Source organism: Sulfolobus tengchongensis, assembly GCF_036967215.1.
GTDB classification, from domain to species: Archaea; Thermoproteota; Thermoprotei_A; order Sulfolobales; family Sulfolobaceae; genus Saccharolobus; species Saccharolobus tengchongensis_A.
In genome coordinates this window covers 1,013,656-1,032,919 of the sequence record NZ_CP146016.1, presented here as the reverse complement: position 1 = coordinate 1,032,919, position 19,264 = coordinate 1,013,656, and the positions used below count along the sequence as shown (strand labels likewise).

22 protein-coding genes are annotated in these 19,264 nt (G+C 35.1%); 15 read left to right on the top strand and 7 right to left on the bottom strand.

The window, feature by feature from the left end:
- Positions 1-9: 9 nt before the first annotated feature.
- Entirely contained in the window at positions 10-855 is an 846-nt protein-coding gene (gdS-2, locus tag V6M85_RS04785) for a hexaprenyl pyrophosphate synthase (RefSeq protein ID WP_338603665.1), read from the top strand.
- A 47-nt stretch (positions 856-902) separates the two neighbouring features.
- Positions 903-1,781 (top strand): RimK family alpha-L-glutamate ligase, encoded by an 879-nt coding sequence (locus tag V6M85_RS04780; protein ID WP_338603663.1) that lies wholly within the window; start codon positions 903-905, stop codon positions 1,779-1,781.
- Between the two features lie 46 nt (positions 1,782-1,827).
- Here V6M85_RS04780 and V6M85_RS04775 read toward each other — a convergent pair whose 3' ends face one another.
- Genes V6M85_RS04775 through V6M85_RS04765 form a run of 3 tightly spaced genes read right to left on the bottom strand, consistent with a single transcriptional unit; the run spans position 1,828 to position 3,804 of the window.
- A complete protein-coding gene (locus V6M85_RS04775) occupies positions 1,828-2,289 on the bottom strand; it encodes an Lrp/AsnC family transcriptional regulator (protein WP_338603661.1) in 462 nt (153 codons plus the stop codon).
- The gene (locus V6M85_RS04770) at positions 2,286-3,284 is read right to left on the bottom strand and encodes an NAD(P)/FAD-dependent oxidoreductase (RefSeq protein WP_338603659.1); all 999 of its coding nucleotides are present in this window, start codon (positions 3,282-3,284) and stop codon (positions 2,286-2,288) included. Before V6M85_RS04770 ends, V6M85_RS04775 begins: the two co-directional genes overlap by 4 nt.
- Positions 3,285-3,291: 7 nt before the next feature.
- On the bottom strand, positions 3,292-3,804 hold the full coding sequence (locus V6M85_RS04765) for a hypothetical protein (RefSeq protein WP_338603657.1): 513 nt from the start codon (positions 3,802-3,804) through the stop codon (positions 3,292-3,294).
- Between the two features lie 57 nt (positions 3,805-3,861).
- Between V6M85_RS04765 and V6M85_RS04760 the strand changes: the two genes are divergently transcribed.
- Complete coding sequence (locus V6M85_RS04760; RefSeq protein ID WP_338603655.1) at positions 3,862-4,686, top strand: isoaspartyl peptidase/L-asparaginase; 825 nt, start codon at positions 3,862-3,864, stop codon at positions 4,684-4,686.
- A complete protein-coding gene (locus V6M85_RS04755; RefSeq protein WP_338603653.1) occupies positions 4,687-5,226 on the top strand; it encodes a phosphoesterase in 540 nt (179 codons plus the stop codon). It begins immediately after the preceding gene.
- On the opposite strand, the gene V6M85_RS04750 is transcribed toward V6M85_RS04755, so the two are convergent.
- Positions 5,223-5,459 (bottom strand): hypothetical protein, encoded by a 237-nt coding sequence (locus tag V6M85_RS04750; protein ID WP_338603651.1) that lies wholly within the window; start codon positions 5,457-5,459, stop codon positions 5,223-5,225. The genes V6M85_RS04755 and V6M85_RS04750 overlap by 4 nt on opposite strands.
- A gap of 93 nt (positions 5,460-5,552) precedes the next feature.
- On the opposite strand from V6M85_RS04750, the gene V6M85_RS04745 reads away from it, so the two are divergent.
- Entirely contained in the window at positions 5,553-5,936 is a 384-nt protein-coding gene (locus V6M85_RS04745) for a DUF5751 family protein (protein WP_338603647.1), read from the top strand.
- Between the two features lie 38 nt (positions 5,937-5,974).
- Complete coding sequence (locus V6M85_RS04740; RefSeq protein ID WP_338604604.1) at positions 5,975-7,336, top strand: digeranylgeranylglycerophospholipid reductase; 1,362 nt, start codon at positions 5,975-5,977, stop codon at positions 7,334-7,336.
- Here V6M85_RS04740 and V6M85_RS04735 read toward each other — a convergent pair.
- Entirely contained in the window at positions 7,307-8,914 is a 1,608-nt protein-coding gene (locus V6M85_RS04735; RefSeq protein ID WP_338603645.1) for a DUF2070 family protein, read from the bottom strand. The genes V6M85_RS04740 and V6M85_RS04735 overlap by 30 nt on opposite strands.
- A gap of 30 nt (positions 8,915-8,944) precedes the next feature.
- On the opposite strand from V6M85_RS04735, the gene V6M85_RS04730 reads away from it, so the two are divergent.
- Genes V6M85_RS04730 through V6M85_RS04705 form a run of 6 tightly spaced genes read left to right on the top strand, consistent with a single transcriptional unit; the run spans position 8,945 to position 13,970 of the window.
- Positions 8,945-9,244: a hypothetical protein gene (locus tag V6M85_RS04730; protein WP_422398136.1), complete on the top strand. Its 300-nt coding sequence runs from the start codon at positions 8,945-8,947 to the stop codon at positions 9,242-9,244.
- Positions 9,231-10,025: an HAD-IIA family hydrolase gene (locus V6M85_RS04725; RefSeq protein ID WP_338603640.1), complete on the top strand. Its 795-nt coding sequence runs from the start codon at positions 9,231-9,233 to the stop codon at positions 10,023-10,025. Before V6M85_RS04730 ends, V6M85_RS04725 begins: the two co-directional genes overlap by 14 nt.
- Positions 10,026-10,072: 47 nt before the next feature.
- Positions 10,073-11,773, top strand: a complete 1,701-nt coding sequence (locus tag V6M85_RS04720) for a succinate dehydrogenase flavoprotein subunit (protein WP_338603638.1) — start codon at positions 10,073-10,075, stop codon at positions 11,771-11,773.
- 2 nt (positions 11,774-11,775) lie between these two features.
- Positions 11,776-12,729: a succinate dehydrogenase/fumarate reductase iron-sulfur subunit gene (locus V6M85_RS04715; RefSeq protein WP_338603636.1), complete on the top strand. Its 954-nt coding sequence runs from the start codon at positions 11,776-11,778 to the stop codon at positions 12,727-12,729.
- Positions 12,730-12,731: 2 nt separating this feature from the next.
- The gene (locus V6M85_RS04710; protein WP_338603633.1) at positions 12,732-13,604 is read left to right on the top strand and encodes a CoB--CoM heterodisulfide reductase iron-sulfur subunit B family protein; all 873 of its coding nucleotides are present in this window, start codon (positions 12,732-12,734) and stop codon (positions 13,602-13,604) included.
- Positions 13,605-13,970 (top strand): succinate dehydrogenase, encoded by a 366-nt coding sequence (locus V6M85_RS04705; RefSeq protein WP_338603631.1) that lies wholly within the window; start codon positions 13,605-13,607, stop codon positions 13,968-13,970.
- Between the two features lie 87 nt (positions 13,971-14,057).
- Here the strand turns inward: V6M85_RS04705 and V6M85_RS04700 are convergent, their stop codons facing one another.
- Together V6M85_RS04700 and V6M85_RS04695 are read right to left on the bottom strand one after the other, a co-directional pair.
- Positions 14,058-15,416, bottom strand: a complete 1,359-nt coding sequence (locus V6M85_RS04700) for a vWA domain-containing protein (protein ID WP_338603629.1) — start codon at positions 15,414-15,416, stop codon at positions 14,058-14,060.
- The gene (locus tag V6M85_RS04695) at positions 15,413-16,561 is read right to left on the bottom strand and encodes an AAA family ATPase (RefSeq protein ID WP_338603627.1); all 1,149 of its coding nucleotides are present in this window, start codon (positions 16,559-16,561) and stop codon (positions 15,413-15,415) included. The genes V6M85_RS04700 and V6M85_RS04695 overlap by 4 nt, the downstream gene beginning before the upstream one ends.
- 316 nt (positions 16,562-16,877) lie before the next feature.
- On the opposite strand from V6M85_RS04695, the gene ssb reads away from it, so the two are divergent.
- The 3 genes from ssb to V6M85_RS04680 are packed head-to-tail and all read left to right on the top strand — an operon-like array spanning position 16,878 to position 19,262.
- Positions 16,878-17,327 (top strand): single-stranded DNA binding protein, encoded by a 450-nt coding sequence (ssb, locus tag V6M85_RS04690; protein WP_338603625.1) that lies wholly within the window; start codon positions 16,878-16,880, stop codon positions 17,325-17,327.
- Positions 17,324-17,605 (top strand): PqqD family protein, encoded by a 282-nt coding sequence (locus V6M85_RS04685; RefSeq protein WP_338603622.1) that lies wholly within the window; start codon positions 17,324-17,326, stop codon positions 17,603-17,605. Before ssb ends, V6M85_RS04685 begins: the two co-directional genes overlap by 4 nt.
- A 22-nt stretch (positions 17,606-17,627) precedes the next feature.
- A complete protein-coding gene (locus tag V6M85_RS04680; RefSeq protein WP_338603620.1) occupies positions 17,628-19,262 on the top strand; it encodes a molybdenum cofactor synthesis domain-containing protein in 1,635 nt (544 codons plus the stop codon).
- Positions 19,263-19,264: the final 2 nt, after the last annotated feature.

Here is a 19,264-nt window from a genome sequence, read left to right as displayed (position 1 = left end):
ACATTAAGTTTGAGTATTATTGAATTTTGGTTAGAAGCTAAGGAGATTATTGACAAATTAATAGAACAATTTCTAGACAGCAATAAGGAATGGGATTTAGTGGAAATGAGTAGTTATATTCTTAAAGATGGGAAACGTTTCAGAGGAACTTTGAATATGTTCTTTACTGTAGCATTAGGTGGTAACATAAAAGACTCTTATGGCGGAGCCTTAGCTATAGAAATCCTTCATTCAGCCTCTTTAGCCTTAGACGATATTGTTGACCTAGATGTGACGAGGAGAGGAGATAAAGCAGCGTGGGTGGTTTATGGCAATAGGAAAATAATATTTATAACAAATTATCTCATTCCTACTGCGCTTAGAATAATTCAAACTTCTTATGGAGATGATGCGTTAAATACTAGTATTGAGCTTTGGAAAGATACTGCTGTAGGTGCTTTAAGGGATATGTATAATAATAGTGACTATGTGAAGACTATTGAGTTAAAAACTGGTAGTTTATTTAAACTTTCTACGGTATTATCTGCTTACGCTTCCAATCACTACGATGTTAAGGATAAGATGTTAGAGGTTGGTAGATATTTAGGTATAATTTATCAAGTAATAGATGACTTTGTAGATTATAAAACAAAAAGAATAGAGGAAATAAGTGGAAGCGCAAAGCAATTATTTGAATATTATAAGTCGGGTAAACTAGAAGACTACGTGAAGTCAATATATTCAGAGTACAAACAAAAATATAATGAGATAATAGATAAGATTCCTTTCCAATCTGAATATATTAACGAAATACGATCTCTTCCAGAGTTCTTAGCTAACGGTCTTCTTAAGGAAGTTGGCATAGATAAGATTTAAGAAATTTAAATTGAAGGTCTTTTTGGTGAACTATAATTAGACTTGCTGTGATTCATGAATCAGAGAAAGTTACTGAGGCTTCAAAACAATTACTATTAGAAATAAAAAATAGAAATCACAATGCATATTATATCAGAATTTCAAAATTAAATGCAGAGATAACTGAAAATGGGATAGAATTTACATATAGTGGAAAAAGAGTCGATATAGACGGTGGTTTAATAAGAAATCTAGGCTTTATCTCTACTACAGAGCAATTTATAAAAAGATTCGATGTTTTGAGGGAATTGGAAAGAAATGGCGTAGTGCTAATGAATAGGCCAGATTCAATACTGTTAGCTAGGGATAAATTTGCAAGTTTAATGCGGATGAAACGTGCTGGCATTCCAGTACCCAACACTGCGCTGGTTGAGGATCCTTTCGAAGTAATGAGACTTGTAGATAAATGGGGTGAAGTTGTGATAAAGCCAGTTGTAGGAAGCCTTGGTTTGGGATCAGTTAAAGTTTCAGATCCTGATATAGCATTTAGAGTTGCAAAAGCAATTTTATCCATAAATCAACCAGTATATGTTCAAAAATATGTAAAGAAACCTGACAGAGATATAAGAGTGATTGTAATCGGTGATAGAGTACTAGGTAGCATATACAGAATTTCGAGAAGTGGATGGAAAACTAACATAGCTCAAGGTGCAATAGCACAAGTCTTGATTCCAAATGCTGAGCTAGAAGAAATAAGTTTAAAGAGTGTTAAGGTATTAGGTTTAGATTATGCTGGAATTGATATTATAGAGGATGTAGAAGAGGGTGGTGGGTATAAAATAATTGAAGTTAACGCTGCACCTTTATGGAATGGATTTGAATCAGCTACTAACATTAATCCAGCTAAATATATAGTCGAACATCTGATAGAGAAGATCAAGAGATGAGGAATAGAAAACCGACTGAAATATGATGAGGAGCTCTCGCTCCTGATCAAAGATCTAGTTCTTTCTTATCTTTTATTACCCTAAGTACCAACATAGTATAAGTGGAAGTTACCCCATCCATATTTCCTATCTTGTCCAATACTTTTGCGAGATCCTCTCTGGTTGGTACTCTTACCTTGAGTACTGCATAATACTCACCAGTTACATCATAGATTTCATATATTTCTTTCATTTCAACTAATTGTTTTAAAATATTATCGTACTTTTTAGGATCTGCCTTTATCAATATGAAGGCTACAACACTAAGCCCAATTCTATCGAAATCTATTTCAGTGTAGAAACCCTTAATCACACCGTTTTCTTTCAATCTTTTTATTCTTACATATATTGTTGCCTCACTTAAGTTCAGCATTTTTGCTAACCTAGAGAAAGGTATTCTTGAATCTTGCTGGAGTATATTGAGGATCTTTTTATCTATATCGTCAAGATAATAAAATGAGGAATTCAAATAAGAGACCTCCCAAAAATCTTTATAAGATCAACTCTATTAAAGTCGCCTATTGCAAATTTTAAAATTAGTTGAGGGTCATTATTCAGTAAAGCTTTTGATAATCTAACAGTACCTGGATCTTTTTCCCTTGTCATCTTTATAATTTTTGCATGCCAATTTAGAGTCCAATATAATTTACTTTTTTTAAACTCTTTTCTGAAATCTTTGCCGTTTAATATAGAGTCAGCCAGAATTTTTGAAGATATTATCGATGGTCTTATACCCTCTCCAGTTATCGCGTAAACGGCACCTAAAGCTTCACCTACATAATTGCCATCTAACCTATCATCTATAATTCCGTAATCTGTTACTCTCGCTCCATGAAATATTTTAACTCTCCCCTTAAGGATTTGCTTTAATCGTTCCTTTAATTCTGGGACCTCTCCGTAACCACCTATTCCTATCTTTGAACCTTCTCTATCAGGAAAAATCCACGCATATCCTAAAAATCCAGAATAAAAGTAAAACTCTACGACTTCTCGGTCTATTTCGTAGTCTGTAATGTACTGGATTGCGGGGATTGACATCGATTTGTCTACACTATAATGCCCAGTTGCCATTATTACTTTATCGAAATCTAAAATTTCGTTATTTGTATAGAATTTATTACCTTTTTGAATAACCTTCGAGTTAAATTCTACATTGACTTCATCCGCAAGTCTTTTCAAGAAAAGAGGCTTATCAATGATATACCCTAGCCTATTTTTAGTTCTTATGTCAAATACGAGTTTATTATCAAGATAAATCCTAAAACCTTTAATTTCACTAATTATGGTCTCTTTAGGAATTGGTATTAATTCTTCTATTCCCGTTATCAACCCCCATGCACATGGCTTTATTCCGGGTTCTGGCATACTTTCAAATACAGTGGTTTCATAATTTCTGTGTCCTTTCAGGAAATATGCTAGAGATAAGCCTGCAGGTCCAGCTCCTATAATTGCCATCCTTGGCATATGTAATTCACTTTTTCCTAAAGTAAAATAAAGCTATGATAGCTAATATTAAAAACCCAGTATATAAGGGCAAGAGGGCGTAGAAATTTGTTATGAAAAGTCTTCCTATTACTGCACCTATAATCAAAACTAGTACAAATGCAAAAAATCCATTCCCAACATATAGTATATCGGATTTTATTACAGATGGTAATACTTGTTTTAATACTAGGAATAAATTGTATATAAACGGAATTGATAAGACTAAGGTGACTAAAGCGAATTTAAACGGATCTTGATAAGCTATCACAAAGAAAACTCCCGCAGTATCTGCAAAGGTTGCTAATGCTGTGAAGTACAGAGTGCTAATAGCTGTCTTTATGTCGTTAGCCCATGGTTTTTCAGTTATTAGAATATAAGTTGCAATGATGAAATCTATTAATGCATCCGCTAAGAATGCAGGAAAAGAATTAACTAATGCTGGAAATATTGGTAGGACTATCATTACTATTGAAAGGGGTAACGTGTAACTAGCTTTCATCTCATTCTTAAAAACAACTAATTAGAAAATAAAAATATCTATTCCCAATAGAAGATTGTGAGATATAGTTTACCAGTCCTTGTGATACATGGAGGAGCAGGAAGTTGGCAACTACCAGATCAAGATAAGGTAAAGTTAGTAATAAGTGAAGCATTAGAAAGAGGGTATTATGAATTTAGAAAAGGTTCTGCAGTGGAGGCAGTAGTTGAGGCCATATATTATATGGAAGAATCCGGAGTTTTTGATGCAGGGAAAGGGAGTGTAAAGAATTCTGCTGGATATATTGAAATGGACGCTGGTATAATGATAGGAAATACCCTTCAAGCAGGCGGTATAATGGGGTTAAGGGAAGGAAGTGCGATAAAGAAAGCTTTAGAGATTTTAAAGCAAAACAGACACGTATTAATGATAGCAAGTAATAATCCTCAAGGAGATAATTCAACTTTTTCGAAGAGCGAGATTTCCGGTGATACTGTAGGTGCTGTAGCCCTAGATCTACAAGGAAATCTTGTAGCGGGAACCAGTACGGGTGGAATAAGAGGTAAACTACCTGGTAGAGTAGGGGATTCTCCTATTCCAGGTGCAGGATACTATGCAACATCTAACGTTGCGATTTCCACTACCGGAATAGGCGAAATAATTTTGAGAATGTTGCCAGCTAAGGAAGTTGATATTTTAGTATCAATGGGATTTAACATAGATGATGCGTTAAGAGCTGTAATAAATAAAATAACTAAAATCTTTGGAAAGGATAATATAGGCATGATAGGATTAGATAAATATGGTAACGCGTCAAGTTATTACAATACAAAAGGTATGGCTAGGGGTGTTATCTCCGCTGATGGAGTTAAGAGAGTATTTGTATTTGAAGGTGAAATATAAATGAAAATTTTAGTGATGAGCAATATTAGATTTCCTGAACCTCATGTGGAAAGCACGCTATCAAGCATTATAAAAAAGGAAGAACCAGAAATTATTGTGCTAAATGGGGATACAACACAATGTTATTGGGACTATGAGTGTCCGAGGGTTATTGATGTACTTTATGTTATAAGAAGTATAGCGCCTTGGGCTCAAATAATTTACGTGCAAGGAGATATGGATCCACATGCAATAAAATGTATAACAGCAGAACCCAGATACAGAGAAGAGATAATTGGCACGACGATGTATATTGCAGAGGCTTCCTCAGTAAAATATTATATAATACATGGTCATCAAGGCGAAATAGATCAATTAAGGAAAAGTATTGGAGCAGGACCATGGGATTGGCTAATAATTGGTCAGTACAAGAGATTAGAGGCTGATAAATTGGCTAGAGTAGTATACAGTGGTGGTATAACTAGGGAATTCCCACCAGAAGCTAGGGGATATATAGTAATTACTGATTCTAATTTTTACATCAGAAATCTCAGGACTTAACCGCATGCTGGAAAATACATTCTTCTTGTAAGTTCCAATATTTTTACATCATATATTTCATCTATAGGATTTAAATCGGAACCTTCTTCCCATATTTTATAATTATTAGCTGAGATACTACTTTTCTCACCACTGTAAAATACTATTTCTTTTATAAAAGGTAACTTTCTTAGAGAGTCCACTATTTTCCTGATATTCTTATCTAATACCCTATACTTAATTAGCACAATCATATATTACAATTATTCCTCTTCTTTCTTAAGATGATTGATGATTAAACATGGTATTTTCATAAACGATTTAAATTTGGGTCGTACTAATAGCTTATGCAACTTGAAAATAGACCTATTGTAGTGATCTCCTCTGCAAGTCCGGAAGATATACCTAATTTTATAAGGATGATGTTTAAGGATTGTAGGCTGAATGGGAGTAAAAAACTTGTAATAAATTTTATTTCTTCCATTTCTTATCCAGAGTTCGTGCAAAATGCTAGAGAGTCCCTTTTAGACAATATAGATTTAGGCACTTATATTTACATATGGAGTCCAGAAGAAATTGATCAGATGATGAAAACAATTTTGGAAAAATATCAAGATATGAAAGGTATAATAATATATTGTGATAGTAATAACAAACAATTTATGGAAAAAATAATATATAAAATTCCCAATTCGATAAAAGCTAATATTATAAAGGATTATTGTAAATAAATTTTTATTCTATGAAGGAAGTAGATAGTGGTGCAACCTTGAAGAAAGGAGATTATGACGTCCTAATTATAGGTTTAGGTATAGCAGGTGCTTCCTTAGCATGGAAATTGTCTCAAACTAATCTTAAGGTTCTGGCAATAGATAGTAAACCTTGGAATAGATTCGGAGATAAGCCTTGTGGGGATGCAATAAGTAAGGAGCATTTTGATAATCTCGGCATGCCTTATCCACAAGGTAAAGAATTAGAGGAGAAGGTAGAGGGTATAAAACTATATAGTCCAGATATGAAAACCGTATGGACTGTTAAAGGAGAAGGTTTTGAAATAGACTCTCCTAATTATGTTCAGAGACTAGTTAGAGAAGCTAAGGATAGGGGAGTAGAGGTTTTAGATTTAACTACTGCTATGAAGCCAATATTGTCCAACAATAAGGTCGAAGGCGCAGTTCTATTTAATAGAAGAACTAATGAAATGATGGAAATAAAGGCTAAGATAACAGTAGACGCAACTGGCTATTCTATGAGTTTTAGGAGTAAACTCCCATTTGAGTTTCCAGTAACAGAAAGTTTAGATGATAGAGATGCGGACGTAGCGTATAGGGAAGTGTTATACACTAAGGATGATATAGAAGATTATCCATACTTAAAAATATTTATAACACAAAAAGCTTCACCTGGAGGATATTGGTGGTATTTTCCTAAAGGGCCAAACAAGGTTAATGTTGGTCTGGGAATACAAGGAGGAATGGGATATCCCAGTATTCATGAATTTTACACCAAGTACCTAAATTATTATGCGCCAGATGTAGATAAAGAAAGGATAATAGTTAAGGGAGGAGCTTTAGTTCCAACTAGAAGACCTCTTGCAACTATTGTATGGGATGGGATAGCAGTCATAGGTGACTCTGCATTTACGGTAAATCCGGTTCATGGAGGAGGAAAAGGATCAGCAATGATTTCAGCTTATTGTGTAGGTAAGGCGATACTTAACGCATTCGAAAATAACGATTTCTCCGCGAAGGGATTATGGAGTGCCAATGAATGCTATATAGAGAGATATGGAGCTAAGCAAGCTAGTCTTGATTTATTTAGGAGGTTTTTGCAAAGATTAAGTGATGATGAGATAAACTACGGAATGAATAGGAGAGTTATAAGGGAAGAGGACTTATTAGAAGCTAGTTCCAGCGGAGACTTACAGCTCTCAACAGCCGAAAAAGCTATGAGAGTTATAATGGCTCTTGGTAAACCCTCCTTACTATTTAAGCTAAAAACAGTTGCTGAATATATGAAGAAGATCAAAGAAGTATATAGACATTTCCCATCAGATCCTAAAGATTTAATGAGATGGAAAAGTAACGTTGATGCTATAATTCTAGATTTTAATAATGCTTTGGAAAAATAATATTATTACTAATAGAATATATGGTGCGACTAGTGGAATCCAAAAAGTTTTTGATGCATAACCTCCTACATCTTCTAAGGCCTTAAGCATAATCGAGATCATTCTTCCAATTATTTTAACACCCTTTATTTTAATTACTTTATATTCAATTGTGGTTATTTCCTTCATGTTCTGTAAGGAAGCCTTAATTAATTCTGAGGCCTTGTTTACTATTGCTTCACAGAACATCGCTGGTGAGTAGGTGATTCCTAAACTTACTCCAGTGCAAGAATGATCGTCTGGAGTTACTAAGATTACTTTATCAACTATTTGGTTCACGGCTTTAGCAATCGCGTCGCCAAGTTGCTTAGACGAATTGTTGGCATAAATATATGTGAGTGATACTTTCTTTACCCCATCACTAAACGTAAAAACGCGTATACGATTATCGCACAATCCCTCACAGACTTTTTCTATCCTTCCTTCAGCATATCCTAGCATAAGTTGTCTTTGGCTCTTAACTCCTCTTTGTTCCATTACAAAGGATTTTAAATTATCAATTTCCTCTTTACTGTATTCCTTTATCATAAAGGAGTTATGGCAATCTACTACGTAGTTGTTTGAAGATAATATGTATTTCCATAAAGAGGAGGGCAAATCGTCAATACCCAATTCTGGTCTTTCCATAAATGATACTCGGAATTTATCAAATTCAAGCGATGTTATCTCAAAATTTTCACGTCTCTCATTTGAAATACCATAAAACGTTGCCTTATTCCACCCGAAATTATTTGATACGCCTTTCACTATTGAATCTAGTACTTTATTTACTTCAGAAGTAGATGGAAGATCTAACTCATGACTACCGGGACCATGAAACACCAGTACATTATTTCCTAATAATTTTTCTATATCGTAAATTAGCCTTGAACTTCCAACGCTGTCAAAAACTCCAAAATGAATTTGTGGTATTATGAAGAGGAAATTATCAAGCTTATACATAAAGACGTTTAAATTAGTTTTTATGGATATGAAGTTAAGGAAATTCTCTAATGGTACCTTGTTCTTTTCCGTTATTGCGGTTATAAAAGGAATGGCTACCTGCGTTGATTTAAATCCGAGTATCTTTATTCCTTTTCTATTCACTGTGTAAATATATAGATGGAACACTAAGCCTATGACGATTATGTAAAGTAGAAAAACAATCGCGTATTTAACATAAAATACTGCTGGAAGATAAGAAGCTATTGCAGATAGGAATATTGACTGTACTTCCTTATAACTACCTAAAAGAATATACGCCATTAATGGCATGAAGAGCCCAAAGGCGAAAAGGGAAGGTATTGCCAATAGCGGAAGCAAAAGATATGGTATTGCAGTAAGATCCATCATGAATAAAGTCAGTTTTATTTTACTTCTAAAAATTATTGCTAATAATGCTGAATATAATATGAAAGAATACAGATAATCGAATGTTAGTTGAAAGCTTCTGAAGACTATAAGTGCTACTTCTGCCGATGACAATATCGAGAACATTTTTATATTTGGTAAAGATTTAAGATAACTGTAGTATTTCCTTGTTAAACTTTCAGTGTCCATGCTCTTGATAAGTTAATGGGGTGAAATAAAATAGTTTTGTTACTAGATAAGGCCAAACTCGGTGTAGATAGGTTAATAAAGAATTCATTAGATTACTGCGATCTATACATAATTGAAAAAGGAGGTAAAGTATTTTTGCTATATCTATTTGAACGTAGTTATTATTACTACTTCAAGATAATGCCAGAAACTATCGGAAAATGGGAGGATTGTGATAATGCCCTATATAATGCCTTCGGACTTTTTGGTTTTGTAAATAAAAATAATGAAGAGCTGGAATCTAAGATAAAAGAAAAAATGGAGGCACTGATGAAAATTGGCTTCCCTTAACGATTATCAGCTAGTAATAAGTGATGTAGATGGTGTGATTGTAAGAGAAGGCGAACCAATATGGGAAAACATACAAGCATTAAGAAAGATTCAAGATAAGGGCACAAAAATTATATTTGTAACTAACAACTCCGGCTTTAGCAGGATTTTATTATCAAGGCAATTGTCATATTTAGGTCTAAAAGTAACACCCGAAATGATAATAACTAGTGGTCTGGCAGCAGCTATTTATATGAAGGAGAAGCTTAACGTTAAATCAGTATTTGCAGTAGGAGAAGAGGGTCTAATTGAGGAATTAAAAAATCATGGTTTCTCGGTATTATCAAGTGTTGAAGTTGAGAAGATATTACCGGATGCTGTAGTCTTGGGATTAGATAGATTAAGTACATATGATAAATTATCATTAGCAATGAGATGTATAAGTAAAGGGTCTAAATTTGTAGTCACTAATATGGATAGGCTCTGGCCAGCTAAGGATGGATTGAAGCTAGGTGCAGGTGCCTTAGCGAGTTCGATAATCTATGCACTAAAGAGAGACCCAGATTTTATTGCAGGGAAACCAAATCCTTGGATAATACAAATAGCAATGAAAATCTCTGATGTTGAAAAATTAGATAAAATATTAGTTATAGGAGATCAGATAGAGACTGATATCCAAATGGGATATAATATAGGTGCAGATACAGCACTAGTACTAACTGGTATATCAAGCAGTGAAGATGTTGAAAAAAGTAATATAAAGCCAAAGTATATAGTAAATACCCTATTAGATCTTTTATAAAACTGTAGAAACAATACTTAAAAACTATTATGCAAATATAAAGTTGTATGGAGAAAATCGAATACGATGCAGTGGTAATTGGAGGAGGATTAGCAGGATTAATGAGCGCTCATGAGATAGCTTCTGCAGGTTTTAAAGTTGCTGTTATTTCAAAGGTTTTCCCTACTAGATCTCATTCTGCAGCTGCAGAAGGTGGAATAGCAGCTTATATTCCAGGGAATTCAGATCCGAATGATAGTCCGGACTATATGACATATGATACTGTGAAAGGCGGAGACTATCTGGTTGACCAAGATGCAGCAGAATTACTTTCGAATAGATCAGGAGATATCGTAATGTTACTTGAAAGATGGGGTGCATTGTTTAATAGACAACCCGATGGGAGAGTAGCAGTTAGATATTTCGGAGGGCAGACATACCCAAGGACTAGATTTGTCGGCGATAAGACTGGTATGGCACTCTTACATACACTGTTTGAAAGAACATCTGGATTAAATGTAGACTTCTATAATGAGTGGTTTGCATTAGATTTAGTAGTAGACGATAAAAAGGTCGCAGGCATAGTTGCGATGCAAATGAAAACCATGACACCCTTCTTCTTTAAGACTAAAGCTGTTGTAATAGCCTCTGGAGGTATGGGGATGTTATATAGACATACAACAAATAGTTATATTAATACTGGTGATGGTTTCGGAATAGCCTTAAGAGCTGGTGCATCTCTAAAAGATCCAGAATTCGTACAATTCCATCCAACAGCATTATATCCATCAGACGTTCTAATTAGTGAAGCAGCTAGGGGAGAAGGAGCAATATTAAAGAACATAAAAGGAGAAAGGTTCATGGCCAGATATGCCCCTAAGAAATTGGATTTAGCCCCTAGGGATATAGTATCAAGGGCAATTATTACTGAAATAAAGGAGGGAAGGGGATTCCCCGGCGGATACGTAGGTTTAGATTTGACGCATTTAGGAGAGGAGTATATTAAAGAGAGACTTGCTCTAGCAGTTGAGGCAGCAAAGAACTTTGCAGGCGTTGATGCGTTTTCAGAACCTATACCTGTCAGACCAGCCCAACATTATTACATGGGTGGAATAGATGTTGACATAAAAGGTAGGAATCCAGATATAGTAGGGTTGTTCTCAGCGGGCGAAGCAGCTTGTGTGTCTGTGCACGGTGCCAATAGGTTAGGATCTAATTCGCTTTTAGACACTTTAGTATTTGGACAAGAGACAGGTAGAACTGTGGTGGAATTTCTGAAGTCCAGTACTCATACACCAACATCTAATTATGAAAAAGAAGCTGAGAAGGTTGTTGATGAAGCTTATAAATTCGTTAAGAGTGAAAGCGGGGTACATTTTGGTGAAATATTAGAAAAGTTAAGAGACGTTATGTGGGATTACGTTGGAATATATAGGGATGAAGGAGGACTACTTAACGCTCTTTCAGAGATAAACAAGCTAAGAGGCATGGTAAATAACATGTATGTGACAGATAAAAGCAAAGTTTACAATACGGAATTCTTTAATGCTCTAGAGATGAGAAATATGATGGATTTAGCCATAGTTATTGCTAAATCGGCCTTAGAGAGAAAGGAATCCAGAGGAGCCCATTATAGGACAGATTATCCGGAGAGGGATGATAATAACTGGTTGAAGCATACTATTGCGTATTTAAGAGGAAATACAGTTGAGGTAACATATAAACCAGTTAAAATGACTAGATGGAAACCAGAACCTAGGGTGTACTAAGGATGTCTCAAGAACAACAGGAAGAAGTTATATTGAAAGTTAAGAGATTTAATCCGGAGAAAGGCTTTTGGTGGCAAGAGTATAAATTAAAGGTCGATAGATTTACACAATTTACAGAGGCTCTAAGAAGGATAAAGAGCGAACAAGACCCAACTCTATCCTATAGGGCATCATGCCATATGGCAGTATGCGGAAGCTGTGGTATGAAAATTAATGGTGAACCAAGATTGGCTTGTAAAACATTAGTTCTAGATGTTGTTAAGAAACATAATAGTAATGTGATAACAATAGAACCCATGGATTATTTCAGGCCTATAAAGGATCTGATAGTTGATTGGGATGAGTTTTATGAGAGAATGTTTAAAGTCAAGCCTAGACTTTATCCAGCTAATGAAGTACTAGAAGGCAAGGCTGAACATAGACTTAAACCAGAAGATCAAAAGGAATTATGGAAGTTCGCACAATGTATATGGTGTGGGTTATGCGTATCTGCTTGTCCCGCAGTAGTAATTGATTCACAATTCCTAGGTCCCGCTGCCCATGCAAAGGGTTATAGATTCCTAGCTGATCCACGAGATACAATAACTGAGGAAAGAATGAAGGTTCTGATTGATAGCGCTTGGCGTTGCACTTATTGTTATCAATGTTTTAACGTATGTCCTAGGGACGTTGAGCCAGTTACTGCAATTAAGAAGACTAGGAGCTTTACTAAACTATACAAAGAGAAATCAGATGTTGCAGAAAGAGGTGAAAAACACGTCGAGGCTATATATGAGTCTATTACCAAAACTGGAAAACTAGCCGAAGCGGCAGTTTATTTAAAAACTTATGGAGTATTGCAGTCACTTATAGATCTAATCTATATGTCTAAGACAGGAAAGCTTAAATATGCATTAGTACAAGAGAGATCAGTACAAAATATTAATGAAATCAAAAAGATTATGGGTGGTGAATAAAAGTGAAAGTAGCTTATTATCCTGGTTGTGCTACTCACGGATTATCAAAGGATGTCGACATTGCAACTAAAAAAGTAGCAGAAGTCTTAGGGCTTGAATTAGTTGAAGTTCCAGACTGGAATTGTTGTGGTGGTGGTTTCTTAGACGAATATGACGAAGTTGGTCATGTTGCGTTAAATCTAAGGAACTTATCCCAAGTTGAGAAGTTAGGATTAAATAAGATGACAACTCCTTGTAGTGTTTGTCTTCATAGCCATAGGCTTGCTACGTACAAATATAAGGAGGATAAGGATATTAAAAAGAAAGTCGAAAAAAGATTAGAAGGTACTTCTGTTAAGTACGATGGTAAAGCAGATGCTGAACATATTGTATGGGTTCTGTTAAGAGATATAGGTATAGAAAATATAAAGAAACACGTAAAGAAGCCGCTAACTGGTTTAAAGGTAGGTACATATTATGGATGTCAAATGTTAAGACCAGAGCAGATAATGGGGTTTGAACAAGCATATAATCCTCATAGCTTAGCTGATTTAGTTGCAGTTACCGGAGCAATACCAGTACCTTTCCCCACTATGACATCATGTTGTGGATTCCCTCTAGTAGGTAGCAATCCTAAAGGCGCACTAAAACTTGCATATAATGTTCTTAATGGCGCTAAAGAAGCGGGTGCAGATATAATTATCCATCCGTGTAGTCTATGCCATCTTCAGTTGGATTCCTTGCAACTTAAAGTTCAAGCAGAATTTAATGTAAAGTGGGTTATGCCAGCAATATACATAACTCAACTACTTGGTTTATCATTTGGATTTAGCCCAGAGGAATTAGGAATAGGAAAGCTTGCAATTGAAACATTACGGGCTAAGGGAGTGGTGTAAATGAGTGAGGAGATAAAAAAGATAATTCAAGATATTGGTGGTAAGGCAGATGAATGGATAAAAGTGTCTGAAAGGCCTGGCAAAAGTCCATTTGCTAAAGAGCTAAACTATAGCTTTGGTGACTATTTTTGGGGTAAGGTCCATGTTAGAAACGAAGGTGAAATTTACGTTTTAGTAATTTCAAAAGACGTTTTCAATTGGAAAGAACGAATAAAAGATCTACAACTTAAAGGTGAAATCATAGATGCTGCAGGCGGACTGATGTGGATACAAGAGAATAATAGTGAAGGTTTAAAAAGCGATTTTGAATTCATAAAGAATTTCGTAGAAAGTATAAGGAAACAAAAGCAACAGAAAACTTCATAATTATTTTTTCCGTATTCTATATAAGACGGCCATACTCAACAGACGCCCGCGAGTCCCGTGGGAGAATGAAGTTGAGGCCTCCTTATGTTAAGATTCTACAACTTTTAATAGATCCTCATGATCCAGCTTATATGCTACCAGATATTCGTCTGAAACTCTTCTAAGGTCAGCATTATCTCCTCTAATCATTACGCTAATAAGTTGGGAGTTGGCTTCCTTTAATGATCTTCTCACTGTAGTCTCTGCTATTTTATCTTCTCCATCGGTAAGCAAGATTATTTCACTTACTCCTTTTACGTGACCTTCTTTAATATCCTCGCATGCTGAGATTATTGATCTGCTTATATCAGTACCTCCTCCACCTCTTATCTTTCCTATATATTCAATCATCTTGATTACATCTTTACTTTTAGCGTTTTTCTGAACCTTGATTAATGGATAAGGAATATTGTCAAAGAATCTCAGATAGAAGTCTCTATTTTCTCTTCTTGCTCTACTGTATAAGGCTAATGCTACCGCTTTAGCCCACAATATTTTCTCTCCATCCATACTACCAGATTTATCCAGTAGTAGATATATTGGACCTAAAGTCTCTTTAATCTGTTTTTGATACAATAATAGTTGTCCTTCAGCTAGTTTCAAGTAAAATAATATGTCCGGTAAGGCAAGTTCAGAGTAAACTATTCTCTCTATGTCGCTTCCCTCTTCATATCCATAAAGTTCGCCTTTTGAGAATCTAGTTGTTCTTCTCTTTGTTATACTACCTAGTTTTGGAATTCCACTTAAGAATTCTAGGATCTTTTTAACCTCGGTATTTCTCGCAAGTCTTAATACTTCGTGGACTTCACCCTCAAATGTTAGAACGCTTCCAGTGCCCGCACCATTTCCTCCTACGATTTTCTGCATATTTCTTACTGAATTGGCATCTTCTATAGCTTTAGATATGGCCTTCTCATGCGCTTGTCTCATAACTTTCTCCATTGACTGTTGGTTTACATTCTTCTGCTCTTTACCTTCTTTTGGTGAACTTCCTTTCATTAGACCATTTAAAATTTCCTCAGCTGCTTCTCTCTCCTCCATTGACTGGGAGGTTTTCTTTATTCTCTCTAATTCCTCAATTAAGTTTTGTACGTAACTTACGGTTAGAGCTAGACTCACCGCAGAGTTTACTATTGAATATTCCCTATTTTTCAAAACTACGTCAGAGGATAACGTTGCGTCTACTAGCGAATACGTAATTTCTTGGCCTTTTTGGATTTCGCTTTTTCCTTTAGTTATTGGTAATGGAAGATAATGAACGTAATATGTATCAACTAAAAAGGTCTCATTTAATTGTACGTCTCTTCCGAGTAGCTTCTTTAAGGTGTATGAGATCCTTTCTCCTCTATATTTTACTAAAGGATCTTTATAATCAATCCCTCTTAATACACCTTCCTCTTCGCTCATGGATAAATCCCTAATTTCCTAGCCACTTTTTCTATTAATTTATCTATCTCACTTAAAACTTCTTTGGAGAATTCTTCCACTTTTTCATCACCACTTTCTTTACCTAGAGCAACTATTCTATCTCTTGTTGCTCTTAGACTTCTGATTAATTCAATTAACCTTGGATCAGATTCGTTAGCTGCATCAACATATTTTGCTGCTTCTTTAATATTATTATAAATCTCATTTAATTCTTTCATGTATTTGATTGGAGTTTTTAGTTCTTCTGATAGTAATGCAGAAACTTTTTCAAAATCATCAATTTCTCTTGGGGCTATATATTTCAATACAATTAAATCTTCTTCAGTTGCTTTGAGTCTTCCATTTAATATAGCATGCGCAGAAACTACCTTCAGAACTTTCCCTTTTCTTCTATCAGATAAGTGAATTCCCTTTTCTTCTAGCATTGCGTAAAGTTTTAATAATTTATTCTTAACACCCGATAAGTCAACTTGGGATAAATATGAGTATAATTTGTCTAAATGTTCTATATTCATTATCGGTTCTTTAACAGCCCATTTATTAGTAAATTCTATTTCCCAAGTCGCATCTAGTAACTGTTTCCATAACTCTTCTCCTACGGGCCTGGCGTAATGTCTTAATAACAGCCTATCGTACAGTGCTTCTAATTCAGGTTCATCAGGTACCCTATTACTTGCCGAAATCAGTGTCCTTAGAGGTACTTTTATTACATTATAACCATCATAAATCACTCTTTCGTTTAAAAGCGATAAGAGAGCATTAAGTATTGCTGAATTAGCGTTAAATATTTCGTCTAAGAAAGCTATTTGACTCTCTGGTAATCTATCCTTAGTAATTCTTTTATATTGACCTTCTTTCAAAGCGTTTATGTCCAGTGCTCCGAACAGTTCTGCAGGCTCTGTGTATTTCGTTAATAGATACATGAAGAACTTAGCATTTAACAGCTCGGCTGCTCTTCTAGCTAGCGCTGATTTAGCAGTACCTGGTTCTCCTATTAGGATTACGTGTTCTTTACTAAGTAAGGCTAATGTGATAACTTTTGCTTCTTCTTCTCTGCCTACGAATGGTGCCATTAGTGATTCCATGAATTTTTTGGGTAACTCAAGTAATGTCTTTTCACTCAATTCTATCCCATTCTTTACTTCTCAATTTTAGCTTATAAACAAAAATTAAGAACGTCCTTTTACGTTGGACGATATTTTGTGGATGAGATTTTTGGTTTTTGTAATTTTTGTTTTATATTTTTAAGATATATTGAAAATATCTATTATCTTCTATTTAAATGAAAAATTACACTTTTTGAACTAAATATTATAATTGGTCTAGTCATTGATAAAAACCCTTAAATTAACTGAAGTTGACGGTACTCTTTAATTAATACAAAGATTTATATATGGTTTCAAAGAGAGTATAGACTAACAAATCTGTGAGTCGAGTCGAATGGAAGAAAAAATAGGTAATCTAAAACCAAATATGGAAAGTGTAGATGTAACTGTAAGAGTTTTAGAAGCAAACGAAGCAAGACAGATACAAACCAAAAATGGTGTAAGGACTATAAGCGAGGCAATTGTTGGAGATGAAACTGGTAGAGTAAAACTAACCTTATGGGGTAAACATGCAGGTTCTATAAAAGAAGGTCAAGTAATAAAAATCGAAAATGCATGGACTACTGCTTTTAAAGGACAAGTCCAGTTAAATGCTGGAAGTAAGACTAAGATTTCAGAAGCTAGTGAAGACGGATTTCCAGATTCATCTCAAATCCCAGAGAACACCCCTACAGCACCTCAGCAAATGCGTGGAGGAGGGAGAGGCTTTAGAGGAGGAGGAAGAAGATATGGCGGTAGAAGAGGTGGTAGAAGGCAAGAAAGTGAGGAGGGAGAAGAGGAATGAATTTTGATGATGTAAAGGATAAGAAACCGAAAAAAGTAGGAGAATTGATAGATAGGAGCGAAGAAGGAGATAATTACATAGTTAAGGTAACGGATGATAAGATATACGAGCTTGCACCCATAGCTTATTACATTTGGGCTATGTGTGATGGTAATAGGAGCGTAGACGACATAGTTAATGAGTTAAGTAAGGAAGCTAATTTAGACGTATCACAAGTCCGTGACCCCGTAGTAATGGTTTTAGATGAGTTAGAAAAGGCGTCTCTCATAACTTTTTAATCGTATAAGATATTATTTTTTTATGAGAACTATTGTTAGGGATGACTCCTTATACACTATTAATGATGCCATTAATATCTATCTAACTAAATTGAATTTTATTCCTAAAGTTATAGAGATTTCAGTTAAAGATGCCTTTGGTTACTTGGCAGCGGAGAGTCTAAAAGCCCCAGTTGATTATCCCCCATTTTCAAGGTCCAATGTAGACGGCTACGCAATAAGGAGTGAATGTACTCCAGGTTTGCTTAAAGTTGTTGATCGTATAGGTATTGGTGAATTTAAAGATATTAGACTAGAAGGATGTGATGCAATTGAAGTGGATACTGGGGCAATAATTCCTATGGGCGCAGATGCAGTAGTGAAAATCGAAGATGTTGAGATAATAGACGATAAAATTAAAATACCAAGGAAAGTGAGTTTTGGACAAAATATAGGTTGGGTAGGTAGTGATATCCCTAGGGGTTTCCCCATATTGAGAAAAGGGGAAGTAATTTCGCATGAAAAGATAGCCCTTTTAGCTTCATTGGGTATTAGTAAGGTGAAGGTTTATGATAAACTGAAAATATATCTTATTGCAACTGGAGACGAGCTCATAGAGCCAGGAAATTCGTTAACTCCCGGTAAAATTTATGAATCTAATTTGCATTATCTGTACTCTAAGCTAAGGGAGAAATATCAAATAGTAGGCATGACACTACTAGGAGATAACGTGAATAGTATTAAAAATGAAATAAAAAAAGGTACATCATTAGCAGATGTAGTTATACTCACAGGTGGAACCAGCGCAGGAGAGAAGGATTATGTACACAAGGCAATAAGAGAATTAGGTAACATAATAATTCATGGTATTAAGATAAAACCCGGTAAGCCTACAATTTTAGGTCTAGTAGATAATAAGCCGGTAATAGGGTTACCGGGAAATATTGTATCATCTATAGTTGTATTTGATACAGTGGTTTCTGAGGTACTGAAAGCTCTTTATCCTAGTCAAGAGGATTTAGAGTTGAAGAAAGTAAGAGCTAAGTTAGCTCTTACTATTAAAGCTGATGATTATAGAAACACTTTAATTCCAGTGTATTTAGCGAAGGCCGTTAACGGATCATTTTATGCTTTGCCAGTAAAGTTTGATAGTTATATGGTAGGTACGTTCGCTCTAACTGAGGGTTATGTTATGCTTGAGCCAGGAGAGAAGGTAGAGGAAGGTAAGGAAATTGAAGTTAATGTAAGGAAGTTTGACGGATCATTAACTATTATTGGGGAGGAAGATAAAAGGATACTGGACTTAGATACTAAAAATATCCTATTAGGTTCTTTATTAGCAATAAAAGCAGTTGAGTATAAGTTTGGAGATGTGGCTATAATAAGTTCATTATATGACTCCTCTGTTGAAAAGTACGATAAAGTATTATGTAGGCAAGTCTTAGTTAACGGAGAGGGTGAGGAGGTAGGATACGACGAATGGATAGGAATGTCTAAGATAATAAGGAATCCTGTAGTTAAGTTGAAATCTCCATCATCTGTGTATTCATTAATGGGTAAGGCTAAGGTTTATGCTCCTGAAAATTACATTTCTGGTAAGAAAGTGACTGAGGAGTGTTTGTATATAATAGGTATAAGTGAGAGGGGTAAGAAATTTATAAGTAATTTCCATATTTAGGT

Bases quoted from the DNA above. Each gene is read 5' to 3' on its own strand.
- V6M85_RS04770 (WP_338603659.1), bottom strand. From the start codon at position 3,284: ATGCCAAGGATGGCAATTATAGGAGCTGGACCTGCAGGCTTATCTCTA.
- V6M85_RS04765 (WP_338603657.1), bottom strand. From the start codon at position 3,804: ATGAAAGCTAGTTACACGTTACCCCTTTCAATAGTAATGATAGTCCTA.
- V6M85_RS04755 (WP_338603653.1), top strand. From the start codon at position 4,687: ATGAAAATTTTAGTGATGAGCAATATTAGATTTCCTGAACCTCATGTG.
- V6M85_RS04750 (WP_338603651.1), bottom strand. From the start codon at position 5,459: ATGATTGTGCTAATTAAGTATAGGGTATTAGATAAGAATATCAGGAAA.
- V6M85_RS04745 (WP_338603647.1), top strand. From the start codon at position 5,553: ATGCAACTTGAAAATAGACCTATTGTAGTGATCTCCTCTGCAAGTCCG.
- V6M85_RS04735 (WP_338603645.1), bottom strand. From the start codon at position 8,914: ATGGACACTGAAAGTTTAACAAGGAAATACTACAGTTATCTTAAATCT.
- V6M85_RS04720 (WP_338603638.1), top strand. From the start codon at position 10,073: ATGGAGAAAATCGAATACGATGCAGTGGTAATTGGAGGAGGATTAGCA.
- V6M85_RS04715 (WP_338603636.1), top strand. From the start codon at position 11,776: ATGTCTCAAGAACAACAGGAAGAAGTTATATTGAAAGTTAAGAGATTT.
- V6M85_RS04705 (WP_338603631.1), top strand. From the start codon at position 13,605: ATGAGTGAGGAGATAAAAAAGATAATTCAAGATATTGGTGGTAAGGCA.
- V6M85_RS04700 (WP_338603629.1), bottom strand. From the start codon at position 15,416: ATGAGCGAAGAGGAAGGTGTATTAAGAGGGATTGATTATAAAGATCCT.
- ssb (WP_338603625.1), top strand. From the start codon at position 16,878: ATGGAAGAAAAAATAGGTAATCTAAAACCAAATATGGAAAGTGTAGAT.
- V6M85_RS04685 (WP_338603622.1), top strand. From the start codon at position 17,324: ATGAATTTTGATGATGTAAAGGATAAGAAACCGAAAAAAGTAGGAGAA.
- V6M85_RS04680 (WP_338603620.1), top strand. From the start codon at position 17,628: ATGAGAACTATTGTTAGGGATGACTCCTTATACACTATTAATGATGCC.